Annotated in this window: 29 protein-coding genes and 1 pseudogene; 29 read left to right on the top strand and 1 reads right to left on the bottom strand. The window is 62.8% G+C overall.

Features of this window, described 5'->3' with window-relative positions:
- The first annotated feature begins 282 nt into the window (after window positions 1-282).
- The 24 genes and pseudogenes from rpsJ (at window position 283) to CLG85_RS25105 (ending at window position 13,544) form a co-directional block, all read left to right on the top strand.
- Window positions 283-588 (top strand): 30S ribosomal protein S10, encoded by a 306-nt coding sequence (gene rpsJ, locus CLG85_RS24990; RefSeq protein ID WP_066104052.1) that lies wholly within the window; start codon window positions 283-285, stop codon window positions 586-588.
- 11 nt (window positions 589-599) lie between these two features.
- Window positions 600-1,325 carry a 50S ribosomal protein L3 gene (rplC, locus tag CLG85_RS24995; protein WP_095880741.1) on the top strand — a complete coding sequence of 242 codons (726 nt, stop codon included), beginning with the start codon at window positions 600-602 and terminating at the stop codon, window positions 1,323-1,325.
- Window positions 1,322-1,939, top strand: coding sequence for a 50S ribosomal protein L4 (rplD, locus tag CLG85_RS25000; RefSeq protein ID WP_095880740.1), 618 nt, complete (start codon window positions 1,322-1,324; stop codon window positions 1,937-1,939). Before rplC ends, rplD begins: the two co-directional genes overlap by 4 nt.
- The gene (locus tag CLG85_RS25005; RefSeq protein WP_095880739.1) at window positions 1,936-2,232 is read left to right on the top strand and encodes a 50S ribosomal protein L23; all 297 of its coding nucleotides are present in this window, start codon (window positions 1,936-1,938) and stop codon (window positions 2,230-2,232) included. The genes rplD and CLG85_RS25005 overlap by 4 nt, the downstream gene beginning before the upstream one ends.
- 355 nt (window positions 2,233-2,587) lie before the next feature.
- On the top strand, window positions 2,588-3,430 hold the full coding sequence (gene rplB, locus CLG85_RS25010) for a 50S ribosomal protein L2 (protein WP_066104062.1): 843 nt from the start codon (window positions 2,588-2,590) through the stop codon (window positions 3,428-3,430).
- Between the two features lie 3 nt (window positions 3,431-3,433).
- Window positions 3,434-3,729: pseudogene (gene rpsS / locus CLG85_RS25015) on the top strand (30S ribosomal protein S19).
- Window positions 3,716-4,096 (top strand): 50S ribosomal protein L22, encoded by a 381-nt coding sequence (gene rplV / locus CLG85_RS25020; protein ID WP_095880738.1) that lies wholly within the window; start codon window positions 3,716-3,718, stop codon window positions 4,094-4,096. Before rpsS ends, rplV begins: the two are co-directional and overlap by 14 nt.
- Entirely contained in the window at window positions 4,096-4,806 is a 711-nt protein-coding gene (gene rpsC / locus CLG85_RS25025; protein ID WP_095880737.1) for a 30S ribosomal protein S3, read from the top strand. The genes rplV and rpsC overlap by 1 nt, the downstream gene beginning before the upstream one ends.
- A gap of 13 nt (window positions 4,807-4,819) precedes the next feature.
- Complete coding sequence (gene rplP / locus CLG85_RS25030) at window positions 4,820-5,233, top strand: 50S ribosomal protein L16 (protein WP_095880736.1); 414 nt, start codon at window positions 4,820-4,822, stop codon at window positions 5,231-5,233.
- Between the two features lie 126 nt (window positions 5,234-5,359).
- Entirely contained in the window at window positions 5,360-5,980 is a 621-nt protein-coding gene (locus tag CLG85_RS25035; RefSeq protein WP_095880735.1) for a 2OG-Fe(II) oxygenase family protein, read from the top strand.
- A 208-nt stretch (window positions 5,981-6,188) separates the two neighbouring features.
- Entirely contained in the window at window positions 6,189-6,395 is a 207-nt protein-coding gene (gene rpmC / locus CLG85_RS25040) for a 50S ribosomal protein L29 (protein WP_066104080.1), read from the top strand.
- A 13-nt stretch (window positions 6,396-6,408) separates the two neighbouring features.
- Window positions 6,409-6,639, top strand: a complete 231-nt coding sequence (gene rpsQ, locus CLG85_RS25045) for a 30S ribosomal protein S17 (RefSeq protein WP_095880734.1) — start codon at window positions 6,409-6,411, stop codon at window positions 6,637-6,639.
- A 116-nt stretch (window positions 6,640-6,755) separates the two neighbouring features.
- On the top strand, window positions 6,756-7,124 hold the full coding sequence (gene rplN / locus CLG85_RS25050) for a 50S ribosomal protein L14 (RefSeq protein ID WP_005854833.1): 369 nt from the start codon (window positions 6,756-6,758) through the stop codon (window positions 7,122-7,124).
- Complete coding sequence (gene rplX / locus CLG85_RS25055; RefSeq protein WP_092424782.1) at window positions 7,124-7,435, top strand: 50S ribosomal protein L24; 312 nt, start codon at window positions 7,124-7,126, stop codon at window positions 7,433-7,435. The genes rplN and rplX overlap by 1 nt, the downstream gene beginning before the upstream one ends.
- The gene (rplE, locus tag CLG85_RS25060) at window positions 7,428-7,988 is read left to right on the top strand and encodes a 50S ribosomal protein L5 (RefSeq protein ID WP_095880733.1); all 561 of its coding nucleotides are present in this window, start codon (window positions 7,428-7,430) and stop codon (window positions 7,986-7,988) included. Before rplX ends, rplE begins: the two co-directional genes overlap by 8 nt.
- A gap of 28 nt (window positions 7,989-8,016) precedes the next feature.
- The gene (gene rpsN, locus CLG85_RS25065) at window positions 8,017-8,307 is read left to right on the top strand and encodes a 30S ribosomal protein S14 (RefSeq protein WP_260350220.1); all 291 of its coding nucleotides are present in this window, start codon (window positions 8,017-8,019) and stop codon (window positions 8,305-8,307) included.
- 12 nt (window positions 8,308-8,319) lie between these two features.
- Entirely contained in the window at window positions 8,320-8,712 is a 393-nt protein-coding gene (rpsH, locus tag CLG85_RS25070) for a 30S ribosomal protein S8 (protein ID WP_095880731.1), read from the top strand.
- A gap of 10 nt (window positions 8,713-8,722) precedes the next feature.
- Complete coding sequence (rplF, locus tag CLG85_RS25075) at window positions 8,723-9,256, top strand: 50S ribosomal protein L6 (RefSeq protein WP_095880730.1); 534 nt, start codon at window positions 8,723-8,725, stop codon at window positions 9,254-9,256.
- Between the two features lie 11 nt (window positions 9,257-9,267).
- Window positions 9,268-9,627, top strand: coding sequence for a 50S ribosomal protein L18 (gene rplR, locus CLG85_RS25080; RefSeq protein ID WP_095880729.1), 360 nt, complete (start codon window positions 9,268-9,270; stop codon window positions 9,625-9,627).
- A gap of 212 nt (window positions 9,628-9,839) precedes the next feature.
- Complete coding sequence (gene rpsE / locus CLG85_RS25085) at window positions 9,840-10,418, top strand: 30S ribosomal protein S5 (protein WP_095880728.1); 579 nt, start codon at window positions 9,840-9,842, stop codon at window positions 10,416-10,418.
- Between the two features lie 5 nt (window positions 10,419-10,423).
- Window positions 10,424-10,612 carry a 50S ribosomal protein L30 gene (gene rpmD, locus CLG85_RS25090; protein WP_066104107.1) on the top strand — a complete coding sequence of 63 codons (189 nt, stop codon included), beginning with the start codon at window positions 10,424-10,426 and terminating at the stop codon, window positions 10,610-10,612.
- A 352-nt stretch (window positions 10,613-10,964) separates the two neighbouring features.
- Entirely contained in the window at window positions 10,965-11,429 is a 465-nt protein-coding gene (gene rplO, locus CLG85_RS25095) for a 50S ribosomal protein L15 (RefSeq protein WP_095880727.1), read from the top strand.
- A gap of 109 nt (window positions 11,430-11,538) precedes the next feature.
- Window positions 11,539-12,903: a preprotein translocase subunit SecY gene (gene secY / locus CLG85_RS25100; protein ID WP_095880726.1), complete on the top strand. Its 1,365-nt coding sequence runs from the start codon at window positions 11,539-11,541 to the stop codon at window positions 12,901-12,903.
- Window positions 12,900-13,544, top strand: a complete 645-nt coding sequence (locus tag CLG85_RS25105; RefSeq protein WP_095880725.1) for an adenylate kinase — start codon at window positions 12,900-12,902, stop codon at window positions 13,542-13,544. Before secY ends, CLG85_RS25105 begins: the two co-directional genes overlap by 4 nt.
- A 111-nt stretch (window positions 13,545-13,655) precedes the next feature.
- Here CLG85_RS25105 and CLG85_RS25110 read toward each other — a convergent pair whose 3' ends face one another.
- A complete protein-coding gene (locus tag CLG85_RS25110; protein WP_095881760.1) occupies window positions 13,656-14,048 on the bottom strand; it encodes a BLUF domain-containing protein in 393 nt (130 codons plus the stop codon).
- Between the two features lie 349 nt (window positions 14,049-14,397).
- On the opposite strand from CLG85_RS25110, the gene rpsM reads away from it, so the two are divergent.
- The 5 genes from rpsM to CLG85_RS25135 form a co-directional block, all read left to right on the top strand.
- A complete protein-coding gene (gene rpsM / locus CLG85_RS25115) occupies window positions 14,398-14,766 on the top strand; it encodes a 30S ribosomal protein S13 (RefSeq protein WP_095881761.1) in 369 nt (122 codons plus the stop codon).
- Between the two features lie 13 nt (window positions 14,767-14,779).
- Window positions 14,780-15,172: a 30S ribosomal protein S11 gene (gene rpsK, locus CLG85_RS25120; protein ID WP_072780049.1), complete on the top strand. Its 393-nt coding sequence runs from the start codon at window positions 14,780-14,782 to the stop codon at window positions 15,170-15,172.
- Between the two features lie 115 nt (window positions 15,173-15,287).
- On the top strand, window positions 15,288-16,304 hold the full coding sequence (locus tag CLG85_RS25125; protein ID WP_095881762.1) for a DNA-directed RNA polymerase subunit alpha: 1,017 nt from the start codon (window positions 15,288-15,290) through the stop codon (window positions 16,302-16,304).
- A 122-nt stretch (window positions 16,305-16,426) separates the two neighbouring features.
- Window positions 16,427-16,852 carry a 50S ribosomal protein L17 gene (gene rplQ, locus CLG85_RS25130; protein ID WP_095881763.1) on the top strand — a complete coding sequence of 142 codons (426 nt, stop codon included), beginning with the start codon at window positions 16,427-16,429 and terminating at the stop codon, window positions 16,850-16,852.
- A gap of 234 nt (window positions 16,853-17,086) precedes the next feature.
- Window positions 17,087-17,705: alcohol dehydrogenase catalytic domain-containing protein (locus tag CLG85_RS25135; RefSeq protein ID WP_260350221.1), on the top strand; the 619-nt coding region annotated here is incomplete at its 3' end.

Genomic DNA, 17,705 nt, shown 5'->3' on the forward strand with positions numbered 1-17,705 from the left:
CGGACCGGGCCGGCATAGGGAAGGGGCCGCCCATTGGGCGGCCCCTTTTCGTTGCCGGGCTGCCGGGAAGGTCACTCGCTGTTCGGACAAAGGCGAAATGCGGAAATACCCGCGCTGCGCCTGTGGTCTGGGGCTTGTCAAGCAGGTCTCTCGGACGTATACGCGCGCAACGACCTACGGGTCGTGAAGGGCGGGGTGATTCCCCGCCTTTTAGGTTCGATGAGGGTGCGGCGATGCGCGCCTATCCTCCTCTCAACCTCAACGCCAAAATAGGACTGTTCGATGAACCAGAACATCCGTATCCGGCTCAAGGCGTTCGACTACCGCGTCCTCGATGCATCGACGCAGGAAATCGTGAACACCGCCAAGCGCACCGGCGCTACCGTTCGCGGCCCGATCCCGCTGCCGAACAAGATTGAGAAATTCACCGTTCTGCGTGGCCCGCACGTGAACAAGAAATCCCGCGATCAGTTCGAGATCCGCACGCACAAGCGTCTCCTCGACATCGTCGATCCGACCCCGCAGACCGTGGACGCGCTGATGAAGCTCGACCTGGCGGCCGGCGTGGACGTCGAGATCAAGGTGTAAGGGGGCAGATGATGTTGCGCTCTGGAGTTATCGCAAAGAAAGTCGGCATGACCCGGCTTTTCATGGAAGACGGCAAGCAGATCCCTGTGACCGTCCTCCAACTCGAAGGTTGCCAGGTCGTTGCACAGCGGACCGCTGACAAGGACGGCTACAGCGCCGTTCAGCTCGGCGCCGGTGCGGCAAAGGCCAAGAACGTGTCGAAAGCCATGCGTGGCCACTTCGCCGCGGCCAAGGTTGAACCGAAGCGGAAGATCGCGGAATTCCGCGTCGACGCAGAGAACCTCATCGCCGTCGGCGAAGAGATCTCGGCCGAGCACTACTTCGAAGGTCAGTATGTCGACGTTGCCGGCACGACCATCGGTAAGGGCTTTGCCGGTGCCATGAAGCGCCACAACTTCGGCGGTCTTCGTGCATCGCACGGCGTGTCGATCTCGCACCGTTCGCACGGTTCGACCGGTCAGTGCCAGGACCCGGGCAAGGTCTTCAAAGGCAAGAAAATGGCCGGCCACATGGGCGCCGTCCGTGTCACCACGCAGAACCTGCAGGTCGTGAAGACCGATGCCGATCGCGGCATCATCATGATCAAGGGCGCGGTGCCGGGCTCCAAAGGCGGCTGGGTGACCATCAAGGACGCCGTGAAGAAGCCGTTCCCCGAGAACGCTGCTCTGCCGGCCGGCCTGAAATCCGCTGCAGCTCCTGCTGAAGCCGCAGCCGAAGAGAAGGAAGGCGACGAATGAAACTCGACGTGATCAAACTCGACGGCGGTGCCGCGGGCGAAGTCGAGCTGACGGACGCGATCTTTGATCTCGAGCCGCGCGCCGACATTCTGCACCGTGTGGTTCGCTGGCAGCGTAACAAGGCCCAGGCCGGTACGCACAAGGTCAAGACCCGCTCGGAAGTGAGCTACTCGACCAAGAAGATCTATCGCCAGAAGGGCACCGGCGGCGCACGCCACGGCTCCCGCAAGGCGCCGATCTTCCGCAAGGGTGGTATCTACAAGGGTCCGACCCCGCGCAGCCACGCGCATGACCTGCCCAAGAAGGTCCGTGCTCTCGGCCTCAAGCTGGCCCTCTCGGCGAAAGCCAAGACCGGCTCGCTCGTGATCATCGAGAACGCCGAGACCGACGGCAAGACCAAGACGCTGGCGGCACAGGTGAAGAACCTGGGCTGGAAGCGCGCTCTGGTGATCGACGGTGCCGCAGTGAACGAGGGCTTTGCCCGCGCCGCAGCGAACATCGAAGGTCTGGACGTGCTGCCCTCCGTCGGCGCCAACGTGTATGACATCCTCAAGCGTGACACCCTGGTGCTCACCAAGGCGGGTGTCGAAGCTCTGGAGGCTCGACTGAAATGACCGCTAAGGCACACCACTACGACGTGATCCGCAAGCCGATCATCACCGAGAAATCCACCATGGTCGGCGAGAACGGCACCGTGGTTTTCGAAGTGGCGATCGACTCGACCAAACCCCAGGTCAAGGAGGCCGTCGAGGCGCTCTTCGGCGTGAAGGTGAAGGCGGTTAACACCACCATCACCAAGGGCAAGGTGAAGCGTTTCCGCGGCCAGATCGGCAAGCGGAACGACGTCAAGAAGGCCTATGTTACCCTCGAAGAGGGCAACACGATCGACGTGACCACCGGTCTCTGATCGTCGTCTTCGACCACTTTGGGAAAGCCCTCGCATCCGCGGGGGCTTTTCCTTTTTCGGGGTCCGGGTTCTGGCCGGGAAGGGGAGGGCGCCGGGCGGCTGAAGCCTCGGCAAATAAGGGCACCGACGCGCTTTCCCCAGGTGGCAGCGCTTGACCTTCGGCGACTCTTTGACTAGAGCAGGCCATCCGCAGCAGCCCCGGATTCGTCCGGGGCTTCGCGTTTTGTCACCGGACCTGTCCGGGGGCTCAGAGCCGGGGACCTTCGGGGCCCTATGAAACGGCCACCTTCGGGGGGCTAAACTCCGGCACACCCGATACGCGGGTGCTGTCGCATTACAACGGAAGACAGAAAGCATGGCACTTAAGTCGTACAAGCCGACGACGCCGGGCCAGCGCGGGCTGGTGCTGATCGACCGTTCGGAGCTGTATAAAGGACGCCCCGTCAAGGCCCTCACCGAGGGTCTGACGAAGTCGGGCGGCCGGAACAACACCGGACGGATCACCGCACGCCGCCGCGGCGGTGGCGCGAAGCGTCTCTATCGCATCGTGGACTTCAAGCGGAACAAGTTCGACGTGTCGGCCACCGTGGCCCGCATCGAATACGACCCGAACCGGACCGCATTCATCGCACTCGTCCAGTATGACGACGGCGAGCAGGCCTACATCCTGGCACCGCAGCGTCTCGCCATTGGCGACCGCGTCGTGGCGTCGGCCAAGGCCGACATCAAGCCCGGCAACGCGATGCCCTTCTCGGGCATGCCGATCGGTACGATCGTCCACAACATCGAGCTGAAGCCCGGCAAGGGCGGCCAGATCGCACGCGCCGCGGGCACCTACGCCCAGTTCGTCGGCCGTGACGGTGGCTACGCTCAGATCCGCCTCTCCTCGGGCGAGCTGCGCATGGTTCGTCAGGAATGCATGGCCACCATCGGTGCCGTGTCGAACCCCGACAACTCGAACCAGAACCTCGGTAAAGCCGGTCGTAACCGCCACTACGGCAAGCGTCCGTCGGTCCGCGGCGTCGTCATGAACCCGATCGACCACCCGCACGGTGGTGGTGAGGGTCGTACCTCGGGTGGTCGTCACCCGGTGACCCCGTGGGGCAAGCCGACCAAGGGCAAGCGTACCCGCAACACCAACAAGGCGTCGCAGAAGCTGATCATCCGCTCGCGCCACGCTAAGAAGAAGGGGCGGTAATCCATGACGCGCTCTGTTTGGAAAGGCCCGTTCGTTGACGCCTACGTCCTGAAAAAGGCCGAGAAGGTTCGCGAATCTGGCAAGAACGAAGTCATCAAAATCTGGTCGCGCCGCTCGACGATCCTGCCCCAGTTCGTGGGTCTGACGTTCGCGGTCTACAACGGCCAGAAGCATGTTCCCGTCAATGTCACCGAAGACATGATCGGTCAGAAGTTCGGTGAGTACTCGCGACCCGGACCTATTATGGCCACGCGGCTGACAAAAAAAGCCAAGAGGAAGTAAGCCATGGGCAAGGATAAGAATCCCCGCCGCGTGGCGGACAACGAGGCGATGGCAAAGCTGCGCATGCTGCGCACTTCGCCCCAGAAGCTGAACCTGGTGGCCGCGCTGATCCGTGGCAAGAAGGTCGAGCGGGCCCTCACGGACCTGACCTTCTCGAAGAAGCGGATCGCCGTGGACGTGAAGAAGTGCCTTCAGTCCGCTATCGCGAACGCCGAGAACAACCACGGGCTGGACGTTGACGAGCTGATCGTCGCTGAAGCCTACGTGGGCAAGAACCTTGTGATGAAGCGCGGTCGTCCGCGTGCACGTGGCCGCTTCGGCCGCATCAACAAGCCGTTCTCGGAACTCACCATCAAGGTGCGTCAGGTCGAGGAGCAAGCCTAATGGGTAACAAGACCAATCCGATCGGCATGCGCCTTCAGGTGAACCGCACCTGGGACAGCCGCTGGTACGCCGACACCAAAGACTATGGTGATCTGCTTCTGGAAGACCTCGCGATCCGCGATTTCATCCACGAAGAGTGCAAGCAGGCCGGCGTCGCACGTGTGATCATCGAGCGTCCGCACAAGAAGTGCCGCGTCACGATCCACACCGCACGCCCCGGCGTCATCATCGGCAAGAAAGGCGCGGACATCGAGGTCCTGCGCAAGAAGCTTGCCAACATGACCGACTCCGAGCTGCACCTCAACATCGTTGAAGTGCGCAAGCCCGAGCTCGACGCCCGCCTCGTGGGTGAGAGCATCGCGCAGCAGCTCGAGCGCCGTGTGTCCTTCCGTCGTGCCATGAAGCGTGCCGTGCAGAACGCCATGCGCATGGGCGCCCTGGGCATCCGCGTGAACGTCGCTGGTCGTCTCGGCGGTGCCGAGATTGCTCGTACCGAATGGTATCGCGAAGGTCGTGTGCCCCTGCACACCCTGCGCGCCGACATCGATTACTCGCACGTTGAAGCAACGACCCCCTATGGTATCATCGGGATCAAGGTCTGGATCTTCAAAGGCGAGATCATGGAGCATGACCCGGCTGCCCGCGACCGTAAGTCCGCGGAACTGCAGGACGGTCCGGCTCCGCGCGGCGCCATGGGCGGCCGTCGCTGAGGAGGTTTGAGAAATGCTTCAACCGAAACGCACTAAATTCCGGAAGATGTTCAAGGGCCGCATCAAAGGTGAGGCCAAGGGCGGTTCCGACCTGAACTTCGGCCACTTTGGCCTGAAGGCTCTTCAGCCCGAGCGTGTGACGGCTCGTCAGATCGAAGCGGCTCGCCGCGCGATGACCCGCCACATGAAACGTCAGGGCCGGGTCTGGATCCGTATCTTCCCGGACACCCCCGTGACCTCCAAGCCCACCGAAGTTCGTATGGGTAAGGGTAAAGGTTCCGTGGATTACTGGGCCTGCAAAGTGAAGCCGGGCCGCGTGATGTTCGAGATCGACGGTGTTCCCGAGGACGTCGCCCGCGAGGCGCTGCGTCTGGCGGCGATGAAACTGCCGATCAAGTCGCGCGTCGTGGTTCGCGAGGACTGGTAATCCCTTCGGGATAGCCGCAAGACACAAGCCCCCGCCGAGTGATCGGCGGGGGTTTTCCGTTCAACCCCCGCGGGGCAGGGGGCCTCTGAGGCCCGCCAGCGCCGCTCCCGCTTTCAGGACAGTGCCATGGCCCAGATCCGCTCTCTCTTCGCCACACGCCTCTATCGTGCCCATCTTTCCGAGTACGGGCCCGCGATCGACGCGGACGAGCTCGAAGGCTCGTGCTATTCCATCGCCGAGGACGACGAGGCGGGCCAGGAATGGTGCGAGGCCAACGACTACCCGGGCTACACCTCCTACGCCTCGCTGACAGATCTGCCGTGGCGCTTCCCGATCTTCGGAGACCTGGTGAAATCGCTCGACGCCCATGTCGCGGCCTTTGCCGAGGACCTCGAGTTCGAGCTGGGCGACAAGACGCTGGTGCTCGAGGATCTCTGGATCAACATCCTGCCCGAGGGCGGCACGCATAGCTCGCACATCCATCCGCATTCTGTGATCTCGGGCACGACCTATGTCTCGATGCCCGAGGGCGCGAGCGCACTCAAGCTCGAGGATCCGCGCCTGCCGATGATGATGGCCGCCCCCACGCGCAAGAAGACCTGCCGCGAGGAACTGAAGGCATTCGCCTACGAGGCTCCCGCAGTGGGCGACGTGCTGCTCTGGGAGAGCTGGCTGCGCCACGAGGTGCCGATGAACATGTCCGAGGACGAGCGCATCTCGGTCAGCTTCAACTACAAGTGGGAGTGATCCCGACCAGGCTTTCCGCTAGGGGTGGGGGGCGGCGTTCCAGCCCCCGCTCCGGACATGCCAGCCATGCGCGCGAGCCCTTGTTTTACAGGGTTGTCATGGTCCGGAATCTGGCCTATATCGCGCGCTCATCCACCTCCACCGGGAATCAGGGTGACCCGCAACACGACGGGGCTCTCCGGTGATGTTGAAACGAAGGAGCGACCTTATGGACGCCAAAGAACTTGCGAACAAGACCCCGGACCAGCTCCGGGACGAGCTCGTCGCGCTGAAGAAGGAAGCGTTCAACCTGCGCTTCCAGAAAGCGACCGGCGCACTCGAGAACACCGCGCGCATCCGCCAGGTGCGCCGCGACGTTGCCCGCGTCAACACCGTGCTGAACCAAAAAGCCGCCGGCGCGGCAGCAACCGAGTAAGGGAGTCCGAGACATGCCCAAGCGTATCCTGCAAGGCACCGTGACCTCCACGGCAAACGCACAGACCGTCACCGTTTCGGTCGAGCGTCGCTTCAAGCACCCGGTCATGCAAAAGACCATCCGTAAGTCCAAGAAGTACCGGGCTCACGACGAAGCTGAGAAATTCGCTGTTGGCGATACGGTCCGCATCATCGAATGCGCGCCGAAGTCCAAGACGAAGCGCTGGGAAGTCATCGCAGAGTAAACGTCCAAGCCCCGGTCATTTGATCGGGGTCCAGGCGTTTCCTGCGGTGGTGCCCAGCATCATCGAAACCCTGGGGGGTAGACCTAGAACAACCCCCAAAGGTCGGGAGAAACCAAATGATCCAGATGCAGACCAATCTGGATGTTGCTGACAATTCCGGTGCCCGGAAAGTTCAGTGCATCAAGGTCCTCGGCGGCTCGCATCGCCGCTACGCATCGGTCGGCGACATCATCGTCGTCTCGGTGAAAGAGGCCATTCCGCGCGGCCGCGTGAAGAAAGGTGACGTCCGCAAGGCCGTCGTCGTGCGCACCGCCAAGGAAGTTCGTCGTGAAGATGGCACGTCGATCCGCTTCGACCGCAACGCGGCCGTCATCCTGAATAACTCGGGCGAGCCTGTCGGCACCCGTATTTTCGGGCCGGTGGTTCGCGAGCTGCGCGCGAAGAACTTCATGAAGATCATCTCGCTCGCGCCGGAGGTGCTGTAATGGCTGCCAAACTCCGCAAAGGTGACAAGGTCATCGTTCTGTCCGGCAAGGACAAGGGCAAGACCGGCACCATCGAATCCGTCGATCCCAAGGCCGGCAAGGCTGTTGTCGGCGGCGTGAACATGGCCGTCCGTCACACCCGTCAGAGCCAGACCTCGCAGGGTGGCCGCATGCCGAAAGCCATGCCGCTCGACCTGTCGAACCTGGCCATCGTCGATGCCAACGGCAAGGCAACCCGCGTCGGCTTCCGCATGGAAGGTGACAAGAAGGTCCGCTTCGCCAAGACCACGGGGGACGTGATCGATGCTTGATACCGCGACCTATACGCCGCGTCTTAAGACGCAGTACCGCGAGTCGATCAAAGCCGCTCTTATCGAAGAGTTCGGCTACAAGAACGCGATGCAGGCTCCTGCACTCGACAAGATCGTTCTGAACATCGGCTGCGGCGCAGAAGCCGTGCGCGACTCCAAGAAGGCGAAGTCGGCTCAGGAAGACCTGACCCAGATCGCCGGTCAGCTGGCTGTCACCACCAAGGCAAAGAAGTCGATCGCCGGCTTCCGCGTCCGTGAAGACATGCCGCTCGGTGCCAAGGTTACCCTGCGTGGTGACCGGATGTACGACTTCCTCGATCGCCTGATCAACATCGCGATGCCGCGTATCCGCGACTTCCGTGGTGTGAAGCCGTCCTTCGACGGCCGTGGCAACTTCGCCATGGGCATCAAGGAGCACATCGTGTTCCCCGAAATCGAATTCGACAAGGTCGATGAGGTTTGGGGTATCGACGTGATCATCACCACGACCGCCAAGACCGACGCGGAAGCCAAGGCGCTGTTGAAGCATTTCAACATGCCCTTCAACGCCTGAGGAGCGAGACACATGGCCAAAAAAATCCATGATCGAACGCGAGAAGAAGCGTCAGAAGCTGGTGGAGCAATACGCCGCCAAGCGCGCCGCTCTGAAAGAGATCGCGACCGACGAAAGCAAACCGATGGAAGAGCGCTTCAAGGCTCGCCTGGAACTGGCGAAACTCCCGCGCAACTCCTCGCCGACCCGTCTGCACAACCGTTGCCAACTGACCGGTCGTCCCCACGCCTACTACCGCAAGCTGAAGATCAGCCGTATCGCCCTGCGCGAACTCGGCTCGATGGGCCAGCTTCCCGGTGTGGTCAAGTCGAGCTGGTAAGGAGGGTACGAGATGAACGATCCCATCGGCGATATGCTCACCCGTATCCGTAACGCGCAGATGCGCGGCAAGTCGACCGTGTCGACCCCCGCCTCGAAACTGCGTGCCTGGGTGCTCGACGTCCTCAAGGACGAAGGCTACATCCGCGGCTACGAAAAAGGCACCGACGAGCGCGGCCACGGCACGCTCGAAATCAGCCTGAAGTACTTCGACGGCACCCCCGTCATTCGCGAACTGAAGCGGGTCTCCAAGCCCGGCCGTCGCGTCTACATGGGTGTCAGTGACATCCCGCAGGTCCGCCAGGGCCTCGGTCTGTCGATTGTCAGCACGCCGAAGGGCGTGATGTCGGACGCAAACGCCCGCGCTGCCAATGTTGGCGGCGAGGTGCTCTGCACGGTCTTCTAAGGAGGGGCTTATGTCTCGTATTGGTAAAAAACCGGTCGAGCTGCCGTCGGGTGTTTCCGCATCCGTCTCCGGCCAGACCGTCGAAGTGAAGGGTCCGAAAGGCACCCAGACCTTCAACGCGACCGACGACGTGACCATTGCGGTCGAGGACAACACCATCACTGTGGCACCGCGCGGTACGTCCAAGCGCGCTCGCCAGCAGTGGGGCATGTCCCGCACCGTGATCGCGAACATGGTCCACGGTGTTCAGAACACCTTCAAGAAAGAGCTCGAGATCCAGGGTGTGGGTTACCGCGCCGCGGTTCAGGGCAACGTCCTGAAGCTGAACCTGGGCTATAGCCACGATGTGAACTTCGACATCCCCGCCGGCATCACGGTCACCACGCCGAAGCCGACCGAGATCATCGTCGAAGGTCATGATCTCCAGGAAGTCGGTCAAGTTGCGGCGAACATCCGCGACTGGCGCCGCCCCGAGCCCTACAAAGGCAAGGGTATTCGCTACAAAGGCGAATACATCTTCGCCAAGGAAGGCAAGAAGAAGTAAGGACGCGATAAATGGCACTCAGCAAACGGGAACTGTTCCTCAAGCGCCGCCTGCGCGTCCGGAACAAGCTTCGCAAGGTCAACGCCGGGCGTGTACGCCTGTCGGTGCACCGCTCGAACAAGAACATCAGCGTGCAGCTGATCGACGACATCCAGGGCGTGACTCTGGCCTCGGCCTCCTCGCTCGAGAAGGATCTGGGCGTCGTCGGCAAAGGCACCGTGGAAGCCGCCCAGAAGGTCGGCGCCGCGATTGCCGAGCGCGCGAAGAAAGCCGGTGTGGAAGAAGCCTACTTCGACCGCGGCGGTTTCCTCTTCCACGGTCGCGTCAAGGCTCTGGCCGACGCAGCCCGCGAAGCAGGTCTGAAAATCTGATCACTGCGGCGGGTGCGCCCGCTGCATGATCGACAATCCGCAAGGCGGGGCTCGTACCCGCCTTGCGCTTTTGCAGGCGGAAACGCCTCGATGATCCGGGATCGACTCCGAAGCCTCTTCGGCGATCACCTGGATTGGTCCAATCGGTGCCGATGTGGCCCGGGCTCCGCTCCGGTCCGCCACGCGCCAACCTGAAAAAAAAGGGATGCCTGATGGCAGAACGTGAAAACCGCCGCGGGAACCGTCGCGAACGCGAGGAAGCCCCGGAATTCGCAGATCGCCTTGTCGCGATCAACCGCGTGTCCAAGACCGTCAAGGGTGGTAAGCGTTTCGGCTTCGCCGCGCTCGTCGTTGTCGGCGACCAGAAGGGCCGCGTGGGCTTCGGCAAGGGCAAGGCCAAGGAGGTCCCCGAGGCCATCCGCAAGGCCACCGAGCAAGCCAAGCGCAAGATGATTCGTGTGCCGCTGCGCGAAGGCCGCACGCTGCACCACGACATCGAAGGCCGTCACGGCGCAGGCCGTGTGGTGATGCGCACCGCACCGCAAGGTACCGGTATCATCGCCGGTGGTCCGATGCGTGCAGTGTTCGAGATGCTGGGCGTGCACGACGTGGTCGCCAAGTCGATCGGCTCGCAGAACCCCTACAACATGATCCGCGCCACGCTGAACGCGCTGGAAAAGGTCAACTCGCCCCGCAGCGTCGCTCAGCGTCGCGGCAAGAAGGTGGCAGACATCCTTCCCAAGCGTGACGATGCCCCCGCGGAATCGTCGCAAGTGGCTGAGGAGGCCTGAGATCCATGGCTAAGACCATCGTTGTGAAGCAGATCGGCTCGCCGATCCGTCGCCCCGCCGTGCAGCGCCAGACGCTGATCGGCCTGGGTCTGAACAAGATGAACAAGACCCGCGAGCTTGAGGACACCCCCGCCGTGCGCGGCATGGTTCGCAAGATCCCGCACCTGGTAGAGATCATCGAAGAGCGCGGCTGAGCCGTTCCTTCGCCAATCTCGGAAGCGCCCCGGACCTCATGCCGGGGCGTTTTCTTTTGCGCGCTCCCGTTTGTCCGGGGCAGGGGACGGCGCGCAAATCTTTTCGGGGAGACTTTCAAAAGCCTTCGAAGGCTTTTCCCGGTAACCCGATCTAAACGAATTTCCGGCGACACTCTGCAGCCAAAAGATCGCGGTATCAGCATGCAATGGGCTAATCCCTTGCGCCGTTCCGTCTCGGACGCTATACGCCCCCGGTGGCCGGCTCCCCGAGTCTGGCTGCGAATCCTTAACCGTCTAATGCCGTGGTTGCTCCATCCGTCGCTGGGGGGCACATCCGGCAAGGAGAAGCGACATGAAACTGCACGAACTGCGCGACAACGAGGGCGCAACCCGCTCCAAGAAACGCATCGGCCGCGGCCCGGGCTCCGGCAAGGGTAAAACCGGTGGCCGTGGTATCAAGGGTCAGAAATCCCGCTCGGGTGTGGCGATCAACGGCTACGAAGGTGGCCAGATGCCGCTCTACCAGCGTCTTCCGAAGCGCGGCTTCAACAAGCCGAACCGGAAGTCCTACGCTGTCGTGAACCTGGGCCTGATCCAGAAATTCGTCGAAGCCGGCAAGCTCGACGCCGCGTCGATCAACGAGGACACCCTCGTGTCGTCCGGCCTGGTGCGCCGCAAGCTCGACGGCATTCGCGTTCTCGCGAAAGGTGACGTCACCGCCGCCCTCACCATCGAGGTGACCGGCGCTTCGAAAGCCGCTGTCGAGGCGGTCGAGAAGGCAGGTGGCGCGCTGACGACCGCAGTCGCGGCTGAATAAGCGGGTTGTGAGCGGCTCTTGAGCCGCTTACATAAGGCCCCATGTTTTCCACGAACGCCGCCGGAGCCGGAAAGCGCCCCGGCGGCGTTTCGTCTGAGAGAGGACCCTCATGGCATCCGCTGTGGAACAAATGGCCGCCAATACCAGCTGGGCGGCGCTCGGCAAGGCGACGGACCTTCGCAACCGCATCTTCTTTACGCTGGGGCTCCTGGTCGTCTACCGACTCGGCACCTACATCCCGGTTCCGGGCATCGACGGCACCGCGCTGCGCCAGTTCATGGAACAGGCCGGCCAGGGCATCGGCGGCATGGTGTCGATGTTCACCGGTGGCGCGCTGGGACGCATGGGCATCTTCGCCCTCGGCATCATGCCCTATATCTCCGCCTCGATCATCGTGCAGCTCCTCACGGCCATGGTGCCGGCGCTCGAGCAGCTGAAGAAAGAGGGCGACCAGGGCCGCAAGAAGATCAACCAATACACCCGCTACGGCACCGTTGCCCTGGCGCTGTTCCAGGCCTACGGGCTGGCGGTCAGCCTCGAGGCCGGCGATCTTGCCCATGATCCGGGTTGGTACTTCCGCGCCGCCGTGGTGATCACCCTCGTGGGCGGCACGATGTTCCTGATGTGGCTGGGCGAGCAGATCACCGCCCGCGGCATCGGCAACGGCATCTCTCTCATCATCTTCGTCGGCATCATCGCCGAGGTTCCCGCGGCGCTGGCGCAGTTCTTCGCCTCCGGCCGCTCGGGCGCGATCTCTCCCGCGGTGATCGTGGGGGTGATCCTCATGGTCGTCGTGGTGATCATGTTCGTGGTGTTCATGGAACGGGCACTGCGCAAGATCACCATTCAGTACCCGCGCCGTCAGGTCGGCATGCGGATGACCGAGGCCCAGCAGTCGCACCTGCCGATCAAGGTGAACCCGGCGGGCGTGATCCCGGCGATCTTCGCCAGCTCGCTCCTGCTGCTGCCGACCACCATCGCGACCTTCAGCCAGGCCGGCTCCACCGGCCCGATCATGTCGACGATCCTCGCCTACTTCGGTCCCGGCCAGCCCCTCTACCTGCTGTTCTTCGCAGCCATGATCGTCTTCTTCGCCTATTTCTACACGCACAACGTGTCGTTCAAGACGGATGAAGTTGCCGACAACCTGAAGAACCAGAACGGTTTCATCCCCGGCATCCGCCCCGGCAAGAAGACCGCGGAGCACCTGGAATACGTGGTCAACCGCGTGCTCGTGCTCGGCGCGGCCTATCTGACCCTGGTCTGCCTGATGCCCGAGATCCTTCGTTCCCAGTTCGCGATTCCGTTCTATTTCGGCGGCACCTCGGTGCTGATCGTGGTCTCGGTGACCATGGACACGATCCAGCAGATCCAGAGCCACCTGCTCGCACATCAATACGAAGGCCTGATCCAGCGCTCGCAACTGCGGGGCAAGGGCAAGGCACGCAAACGGAAGGGACCCGCACGGCGATGAACATCATTCTTCTTGGACCGCCCGGCGCAGGCAAGGGCACCCAGGCCCGTATCCTCGTGGAAGAGCGCGGCATGATCCAGCTTTCGACCGGTGACATGCTGCGCGAAGCCAAGGACAGCGGCACCGAGATGGGCAAGAAGGTCGCCGACGTGATGGCCCGCGGCGAGCTCGTCACCGACGAGATCGTCATCGGGCTGATCCGCGAGAAGCTCGAAGCCAACCCCTCCGCGGGTTACATCTTCGACGGCTTCCCGCGGACGCTGAAGCAGGCGGATGCGCTGGCCGAGTTGCTCGAAGAGCAGGGCCAAGGCCTCGACAAGGTTGTCGAGCTGCGGGTGAACGACGATGCGCTGGTCGAGCGCATCACCGCCCGCTCCACCTGCGGGTCCTGTGGCGAGGTCTACAACGACCTCACCAAGCCGATCCCGGCCGATGGCAAGTGCACCGTCTGCGGCGGCACCGAGTTCAAGCGCCGTGCCGACGACAATGCCCAGGCCCTGCAGAAGCGCCTGATGGAATACTACAAGCAGACCTCGCCGCTGATCGGGTACTACTACGCCAAAGGGCAGCACACCCGCGTCGACGGGCTCGGCGAGATCGCCGAGGTGAAGGCGGCGATCGCAGAAAAGCTCAAGGCCTGACACCTCAGGTCTGACTTCAAAACTCTCCCGGGCGGCGCCTGTCTTAATATCCCGGGGGAGTCCGCGCCAGCGGACGGGGGCAGGGCCCCCACCTCTCCCCCAATCAAAAAGTCAGCTCGCCACTGCGATCGCGCGCACCCGGTCGAAGACCAGGGCCAGGTTGCGTGCTTCTCCGGCGAAGCGCCGCGAGAGGAATGCGTGGTCCTCTGCCGACAAGGCCCCGTAGCACATGCTCCAACTGGCAAAGCTGCGCGCCGGCACCAGCCGATTGAGCCTTTCGGTCACGGCAAAATGCCTCTGGTCCCGGCGGATTTGCTCGAAGAGGCCGCGGACCGTGTCCTTTGCCCCTTCCAACACTTGGCAGAATCCCGACTCCTCACGCAGCAGGCAGCCGGTCACCCCGAGCCTTTGGTTGTTGGTGAGCGAGGCTGCGAGGATATCGAGGTCCGAGCCGCCACCGCGCGGAACGGCGGAGCGGCTTGTATAGAGAAGCTGGTAGATCATCCGTTGGCGCACCTATGGTGCAAGGGGCGCGGCGCGCGCGGAGGGCAGGGGGCGCAGGACTGCGCTTCGGCGGGGACCGGCCGTATCGTGAACGGGGGGAGGGTTGTCGTGGCCTTCATGAAACGGTAAACCGGCGGGGTTGAGGATTGGTTCCGAAATGGGTCTTGACGCCCTTTCCGAATCCTCATACCCACTCCCATCTCTTACAGAGACTCAGTTTGTGAGGCGGGCCGCGCCTGTCTTGCAGATTACCTCATCAGCGGAAGGCCCGGTGACGTGCATGCGTTCCGGGCTCATGTTGTGAAAAAAGGTTCTGGAGCTACGGAACCGCAACGAAAGGAATAGACTCTTGGCACGTATTGCCGGCGTTAACATCCCGACTCATAAGCGGGTGCCCATCGCCCTGACTTATATCACCGGTATCGGCCCGACCTCGGCCAAAGCCATCTGCGAAGCCGTGAACATCGACGCAACCCGTCGCGTGAACGAGCTTTCGGATGCCGAAGTTCTGGCGATCCGCGAGCACATCGACGCGAACTACACCGTCGAAGGCGACCTGCGCCGTGAAGTTCAGATGAACATCAAGCGTCTGATGGACCTCGGCTGCTACCGTGGCCTGCGTCACCGCCGCAACCTCCCCGTCCGCGGTCAGCGGACCCACACCAACGCTCGTACCCGCAAGGGCCCGGCGAAGCCGATTGCCGGCAAGAAGAAGTAAGGGAGGCTGACCAATGGCACGTGATACCCGTCGCGGAGGCAAGAAGAAGGTCTCCAAGAACATCGCCGCTGGCGTGGCGCATGTTAACTCGTCGTTCAACAACACCAAGATCCTGATCTCGGACGTGCAAGGCAATGCGATCTCCTGGTCGTCCGCCGGCACCATGGGCTTCAAGGGCTCGCGTAAGTCGACCCCCTACGCTGCCCAGCTCGCCGCCGAAGATGCTGGCCGCAAGGCTCAGGAACACGGTGTGAAGACGCTTGAAGTCGAAGTTCAGGGCCCGGGTTCGGGTCGTGAATCGGCTCTGCGCGCACTGGCTGCCGTGGGCTTCAACATCACGTCGATCCGCGACGTGACGCCGATTGCTCACAACGGCTGCCGTCCGCCGAAGCGCCGTCGCGTCTGATCGGACTTACTTAAGGGGTGGGGCCTCGCCATGCGCGCGGGGCCCTGCCTTCGTCATTTCAACCTCGGGCGTCCGCGCCTTTGGACATGGGGCACGGACTGGAATGGAGGGACGCATGATCCACAAGAACTGGGCTGAACTTATCAAGCCGACCCAGCTGGAGGTTCGCCCCGGCGCCGATCCTACCCGCGTTGCGACCCTCGTCGCAGAACCGCTCGAGCGTGGCTTCGGCCTGACCCTCGGCAACGCGCTGCGTCGGGTCCTGCTGTCGAGCCTTCAGGGCGCGGCAATCACCTCGGTGCAGATCGACAACGTTCTGCACGAGTTCTCGTCGGTCGCCGGCGTGCGGGAAGATGTCACCGACATCATCCTCAACCTCAAGGGCGTGGCTCTCCGCATGGAAGTCGAAGGCCCCAAGCGCCTCTCCCTGACCGCAAAAGGTCCGGGCGTGGTGACGGCAGCCGATATCACCGAGACCGCTGGTATCGACGTTCTCAACAAGGACCACGTGATCTGCCACCTCGACGAGGGCGCGGACTTCTACGTGGAACTGACCGTCAACACCGGCAAGGGCTATGTTTCGGCTGACAAGAACAAGCCGGAAGATGCACCCATCGGCCTCATCCCGATCGACGCGATCTACTCGCCGGTCAAGAAGGTGGCCTATGACGTGCAGCCGACCCGTGAGGGCCAGGTTCTCGACTACGACAAGCTGACCATGAAGGTCGAGACCGATGGTTCGGTCACGCCCGAGGACGCGATCGCCTTTGCGGCCCGCATCCTGCAGGACCAGCTGTCGATCTTCGTGAACTTCGAAGAGCCCGAGTCCGCCGGCCGTCAGGACGACGACGATGGTCTCGAGTTCAACCCGCTCCTCCTCAAGAAGGTGGACGAGCTGGAACTCTCGGTGCGCTCCGCGAACTGCCTCAAGAACGACAACATCGTCTACATCGGCGATCTGATCCAGAAGACCGAAGCCGAGATGCTCCGCACCCCGAACTTCGGCCGGAAGTCGCTCAACGAGATCAAGGAAGTGCTGTCGGGCATGGGCCTGCACCTCGGCATGGATGTCGAGGACTGGCCGCCGGACAACATCGAAGATCTGGCAAAGAAGCTGGAAGACCAGTTCTGAGCCACTCAGTGATAGGGGGCGGGGGAAACCCCGCCCCTTTGACCGGGCACTGTGCCCCAAGGTGAGGGTCCCGCACGCATGGGACCCCGGACAAAGCAAAACACGTATCTGGAGATAAAAAAATGCGTCACGCAAAAGGTTACCGCCGCCTGAACCGTACCCACGAGCACCGCAAGGCGCTGTGGGCAAACATGGCTGGCTCGCTCATCGAGCATGAGCAGATCAAGACCACCCTGCCCAAGGCAAAGGAACTCCGCCGCGTGGTGGAGAAGCTCGTCACCCTCGGCAAGCGTGGTGATATCCACGCCCGCCGCCAGGCTGCCGCGCAGCTCAAGCAGGACATGCACGTTGCCAAGCTCTTCGAAGTGCTCGGCCCGCGCTATGCAGAACGCCAGGGCGGCTACGTCCGCATCCTGAAAGCCGGCTTCCGCTATGGCGACATGGCTCCGATGGCAATCATCGAGTTCGTTGACCGTGACGTCTCGGCCAAGGGCGCAGCCGACAAGGCCCGCCTGGAAGCCGAAGAGGCTCTGGCAGACGCTGAATAATTTCTTCTCTCCTCGCGAGAGAAACCTGGGCCCTGCCGGCATCGGCGGGGCCCTTTTCCGTTTCGGCGGCCCGGACCGAGAGGGGGCTTTGGGGTGTCTCGGAAAAGATGAAAGATTGGCGGAAGTGGCTGGCCTGTCGCGAATATGAATGCATGCGCCGCTAAACTGCTTGCGAATGAAAGGGTTGGACAGCTAGTTGCTGGCAACAGCATTCCCAACAGGAAGGACAGGGACATGAGAACCCGTGCAGCCGTGGCTCTCGAGGCCGGCAAACCGCTCGAAATCATGGACGTGGAGCTCGACGGGCCGAAGGCCGGCGAGGTCCTCGTCGAGATCAAGGCCACCGGGCTTTGCCACACCGACGAGTTCACCCGCTCGGGCGCCGATCCCGAGGGGCTCTTCCCCTGCATTCTCGGCCATGAGGGCGCGGGCGTGGTCGTGGAAGTGGGCGAGGGCGTCACCACGCTGAAGCCCGGGGACCACGTGATCCCGCTCTACACGCCCGAGTGCCGCGAGTGCCCCTCGTGCCTTTCGGGCAAGACCAATCTCTGCACCGCGATCCGCAACACCCAAGGGCAGGGGCTGATGCCGGACGGCACCACCCGCTTCAAGATGCTTGATGGCACGCCGATCTACCACTACATGGGCTGCTCGACCTTCGCCAACCACACGGTGATGCCGGAGATCGCGCTGGCAAAGGTGCGGGACGACGCGCCCTTCGACAAGATCTGCTACATCGGCTGCGGCGTCACCACCGGCATCGGCGCGGTGATCAACACGGCGGGGGTCGAGATCGGCTCGACCGCGGCGGTCTTCGGCCTCGGCGGCATCGGGCTCAACGTGATCCAGGGCC

This window comes from Alloyangia mangrovi (assembly GCF_002300555.2).
Lineage (GTDB): Bacteria > Pseudomonadota > Alphaproteobacteria > Rhodobacterales > Rhodobacteraceae > Salipiger > Salipiger mangrovi.

Bases quoted from the DNA above. Each gene is read 5' to 3' on its own strand.
- rpsN (WP_260350220.1), top strand. From the start codon at position 8,017: ATGATCGAACGCGAGAAGAAGCGTCAGAAGCTGGTGGAGCAATACGCC.
- rplE (WP_095880733.1), top strand. From the start codon at position 7,428: ATGCTTGATACCGCGACCTATACGCCGCGTCTTAAGACGCAGTACCGC.
- rpsC (WP_095880737.1), top strand. From the start codon at position 4,096: ATGGGTAACAAGACCAATCCGATCGGCATGCGCCTTCAGGTGAACCGC.
- rplF (WP_095880730.1), top strand. From the start codon at position 8,723: ATGTCTCGTATTGGTAAAAAACCGGTCGAGCTGCCGTCGGGTGTTTCC.
- rplQ (WP_095881763.1), top strand. From the start codon at position 16,427: ATGCGTCACGCAAAAGGTTACCGCCGCCTGAACCGTACCCACGAGCAC.
- rpmC (WP_066104080.1), top strand. From the start codon at position 6,189: ATGGACGCCAAAGAACTTGCGAACAAGACCCCGGACCAGCTCCGGGAC.
- rplV (WP_095880738.1), top strand. From the start codon at position 3,716: ATGGGCAAGGATAAGAATCCCCGCCGCGTGGCGGACAACGAGGCGATG.
- CLG85_RS25125 (WP_095881762.1), top strand. From the start codon at position 15,288: ATGATCCACAAGAACTGGGCTGAACTTATCAAGCCGACCCAGCTGGAG.
- rplB (WP_066104062.1), top strand. From the start codon at position 2,588: ATGGCACTTAAGTCGTACAAGCCGACGACGCCGGGCCAGCGCGGGCTG.
- rplO (WP_095880727.1), top strand. From the start codon at position 10,965: ATGAAACTGCACGAACTGCGCGACAACGAGGGCGCAACCCGCTCCAAG.
- CLG85_RS25035 (WP_095880735.1), top strand. From the start codon at position 5,360: ATGGCCCAGATCCGCTCTCTCTTCGCCACACGCCTCTATCGTGCCCAT.
- rplX (WP_092424782.1), top strand. From the start codon at position 7,124: ATGGCTGCCAAACTCCGCAAAGGTGACAAGGTCATCGTTCTGTCCGGC.
- rplC (WP_095880741.1), top strand. From the start codon at position 600: ATGTTGCGCTCTGGAGTTATCGCAAAGAAAGTCGGCATGACCCGGCTT.
- rpsJ (WP_066104052.1), top strand. From the start codon at position 283: ATGAACCAGAACATCCGTATCCGGCTCAAGGCGTTCGACTACCGCGTC.
- CLG85_RS25110 (WP_095881760.1), bottom strand. From the start codon at position 14,048: ATGATCTACCAGCTTCTCTATACAAGCCGCTCCGCCGTTCCGCGCGGT.
- rplD (WP_095880740.1), top strand. From the start codon at position 1,322: ATGAAACTCGACGTGATCAAACTCGACGGCGGTGCCGCGGGCGAAGTC.
- rpsK (WP_072780049.1), top strand. From the start codon at position 14,780: ATGGCACGTGATACCCGTCGCGGAGGCAAGAAGAAGGTCTCCAAGAAC.
- rplN (WP_005854833.1), top strand. From the start codon at position 6,756: ATGATCCAGATGCAGACCAATCTGGATGTTGCTGACAATTCCGGTGCC.
- rpsH (WP_095880731.1), top strand. From the start codon at position 8,320: ATGAACGATCCCATCGGCGATATGCTCACCCGTATCCGTAACGCGCAG.
- rplR (WP_095880729.1), top strand. From the start codon at position 9,268: ATGGCACTCAGCAAACGGGAACTGTTCCTCAAGCGCCGCCTGCGCGTC.
- CLG85_RS25005 (WP_095880739.1), top strand. From the start codon at position 1,936: ATGACCGCTAAGGCACACCACTACGACGTGATCCGCAAGCCGATCATC.
- rpsE (WP_095880728.1), top strand. From the start codon at position 9,840: ATGGCAGAACGTGAAAACCGCCGCGGGAACCGTCGCGAACGCGAGGAA.
- rpmD (WP_066104107.1), top strand. From the start codon at position 10,424: ATGGCTAAGACCATCGTTGTGAAGCAGATCGGCTCGCCGATCCGTCGC.
- secY (WP_095880726.1), top strand. From the start codon at position 11,539: ATGGCATCCGCTGTGGAACAAATGGCCGCCAATACCAGCTGGGCGGCG.
- rplP (WP_095880736.1), top strand. From the start codon at position 4,820: ATGCTTCAACCGAAACGCACTAAATTCCGGAAGATGTTCAAGGGCCGC.
- CLG85_RS25105 (WP_095880725.1), top strand. From the start codon at position 12,900: ATGAACATCATTCTTCTTGGACCGCCCGGCGCAGGCAAGGGCACCCAG.
- rpsQ (WP_095880734.1), top strand. From the start codon at position 6,409: ATGCCCAAGCGTATCCTGCAAGGCACCGTGACCTCCACGGCAAACGCA.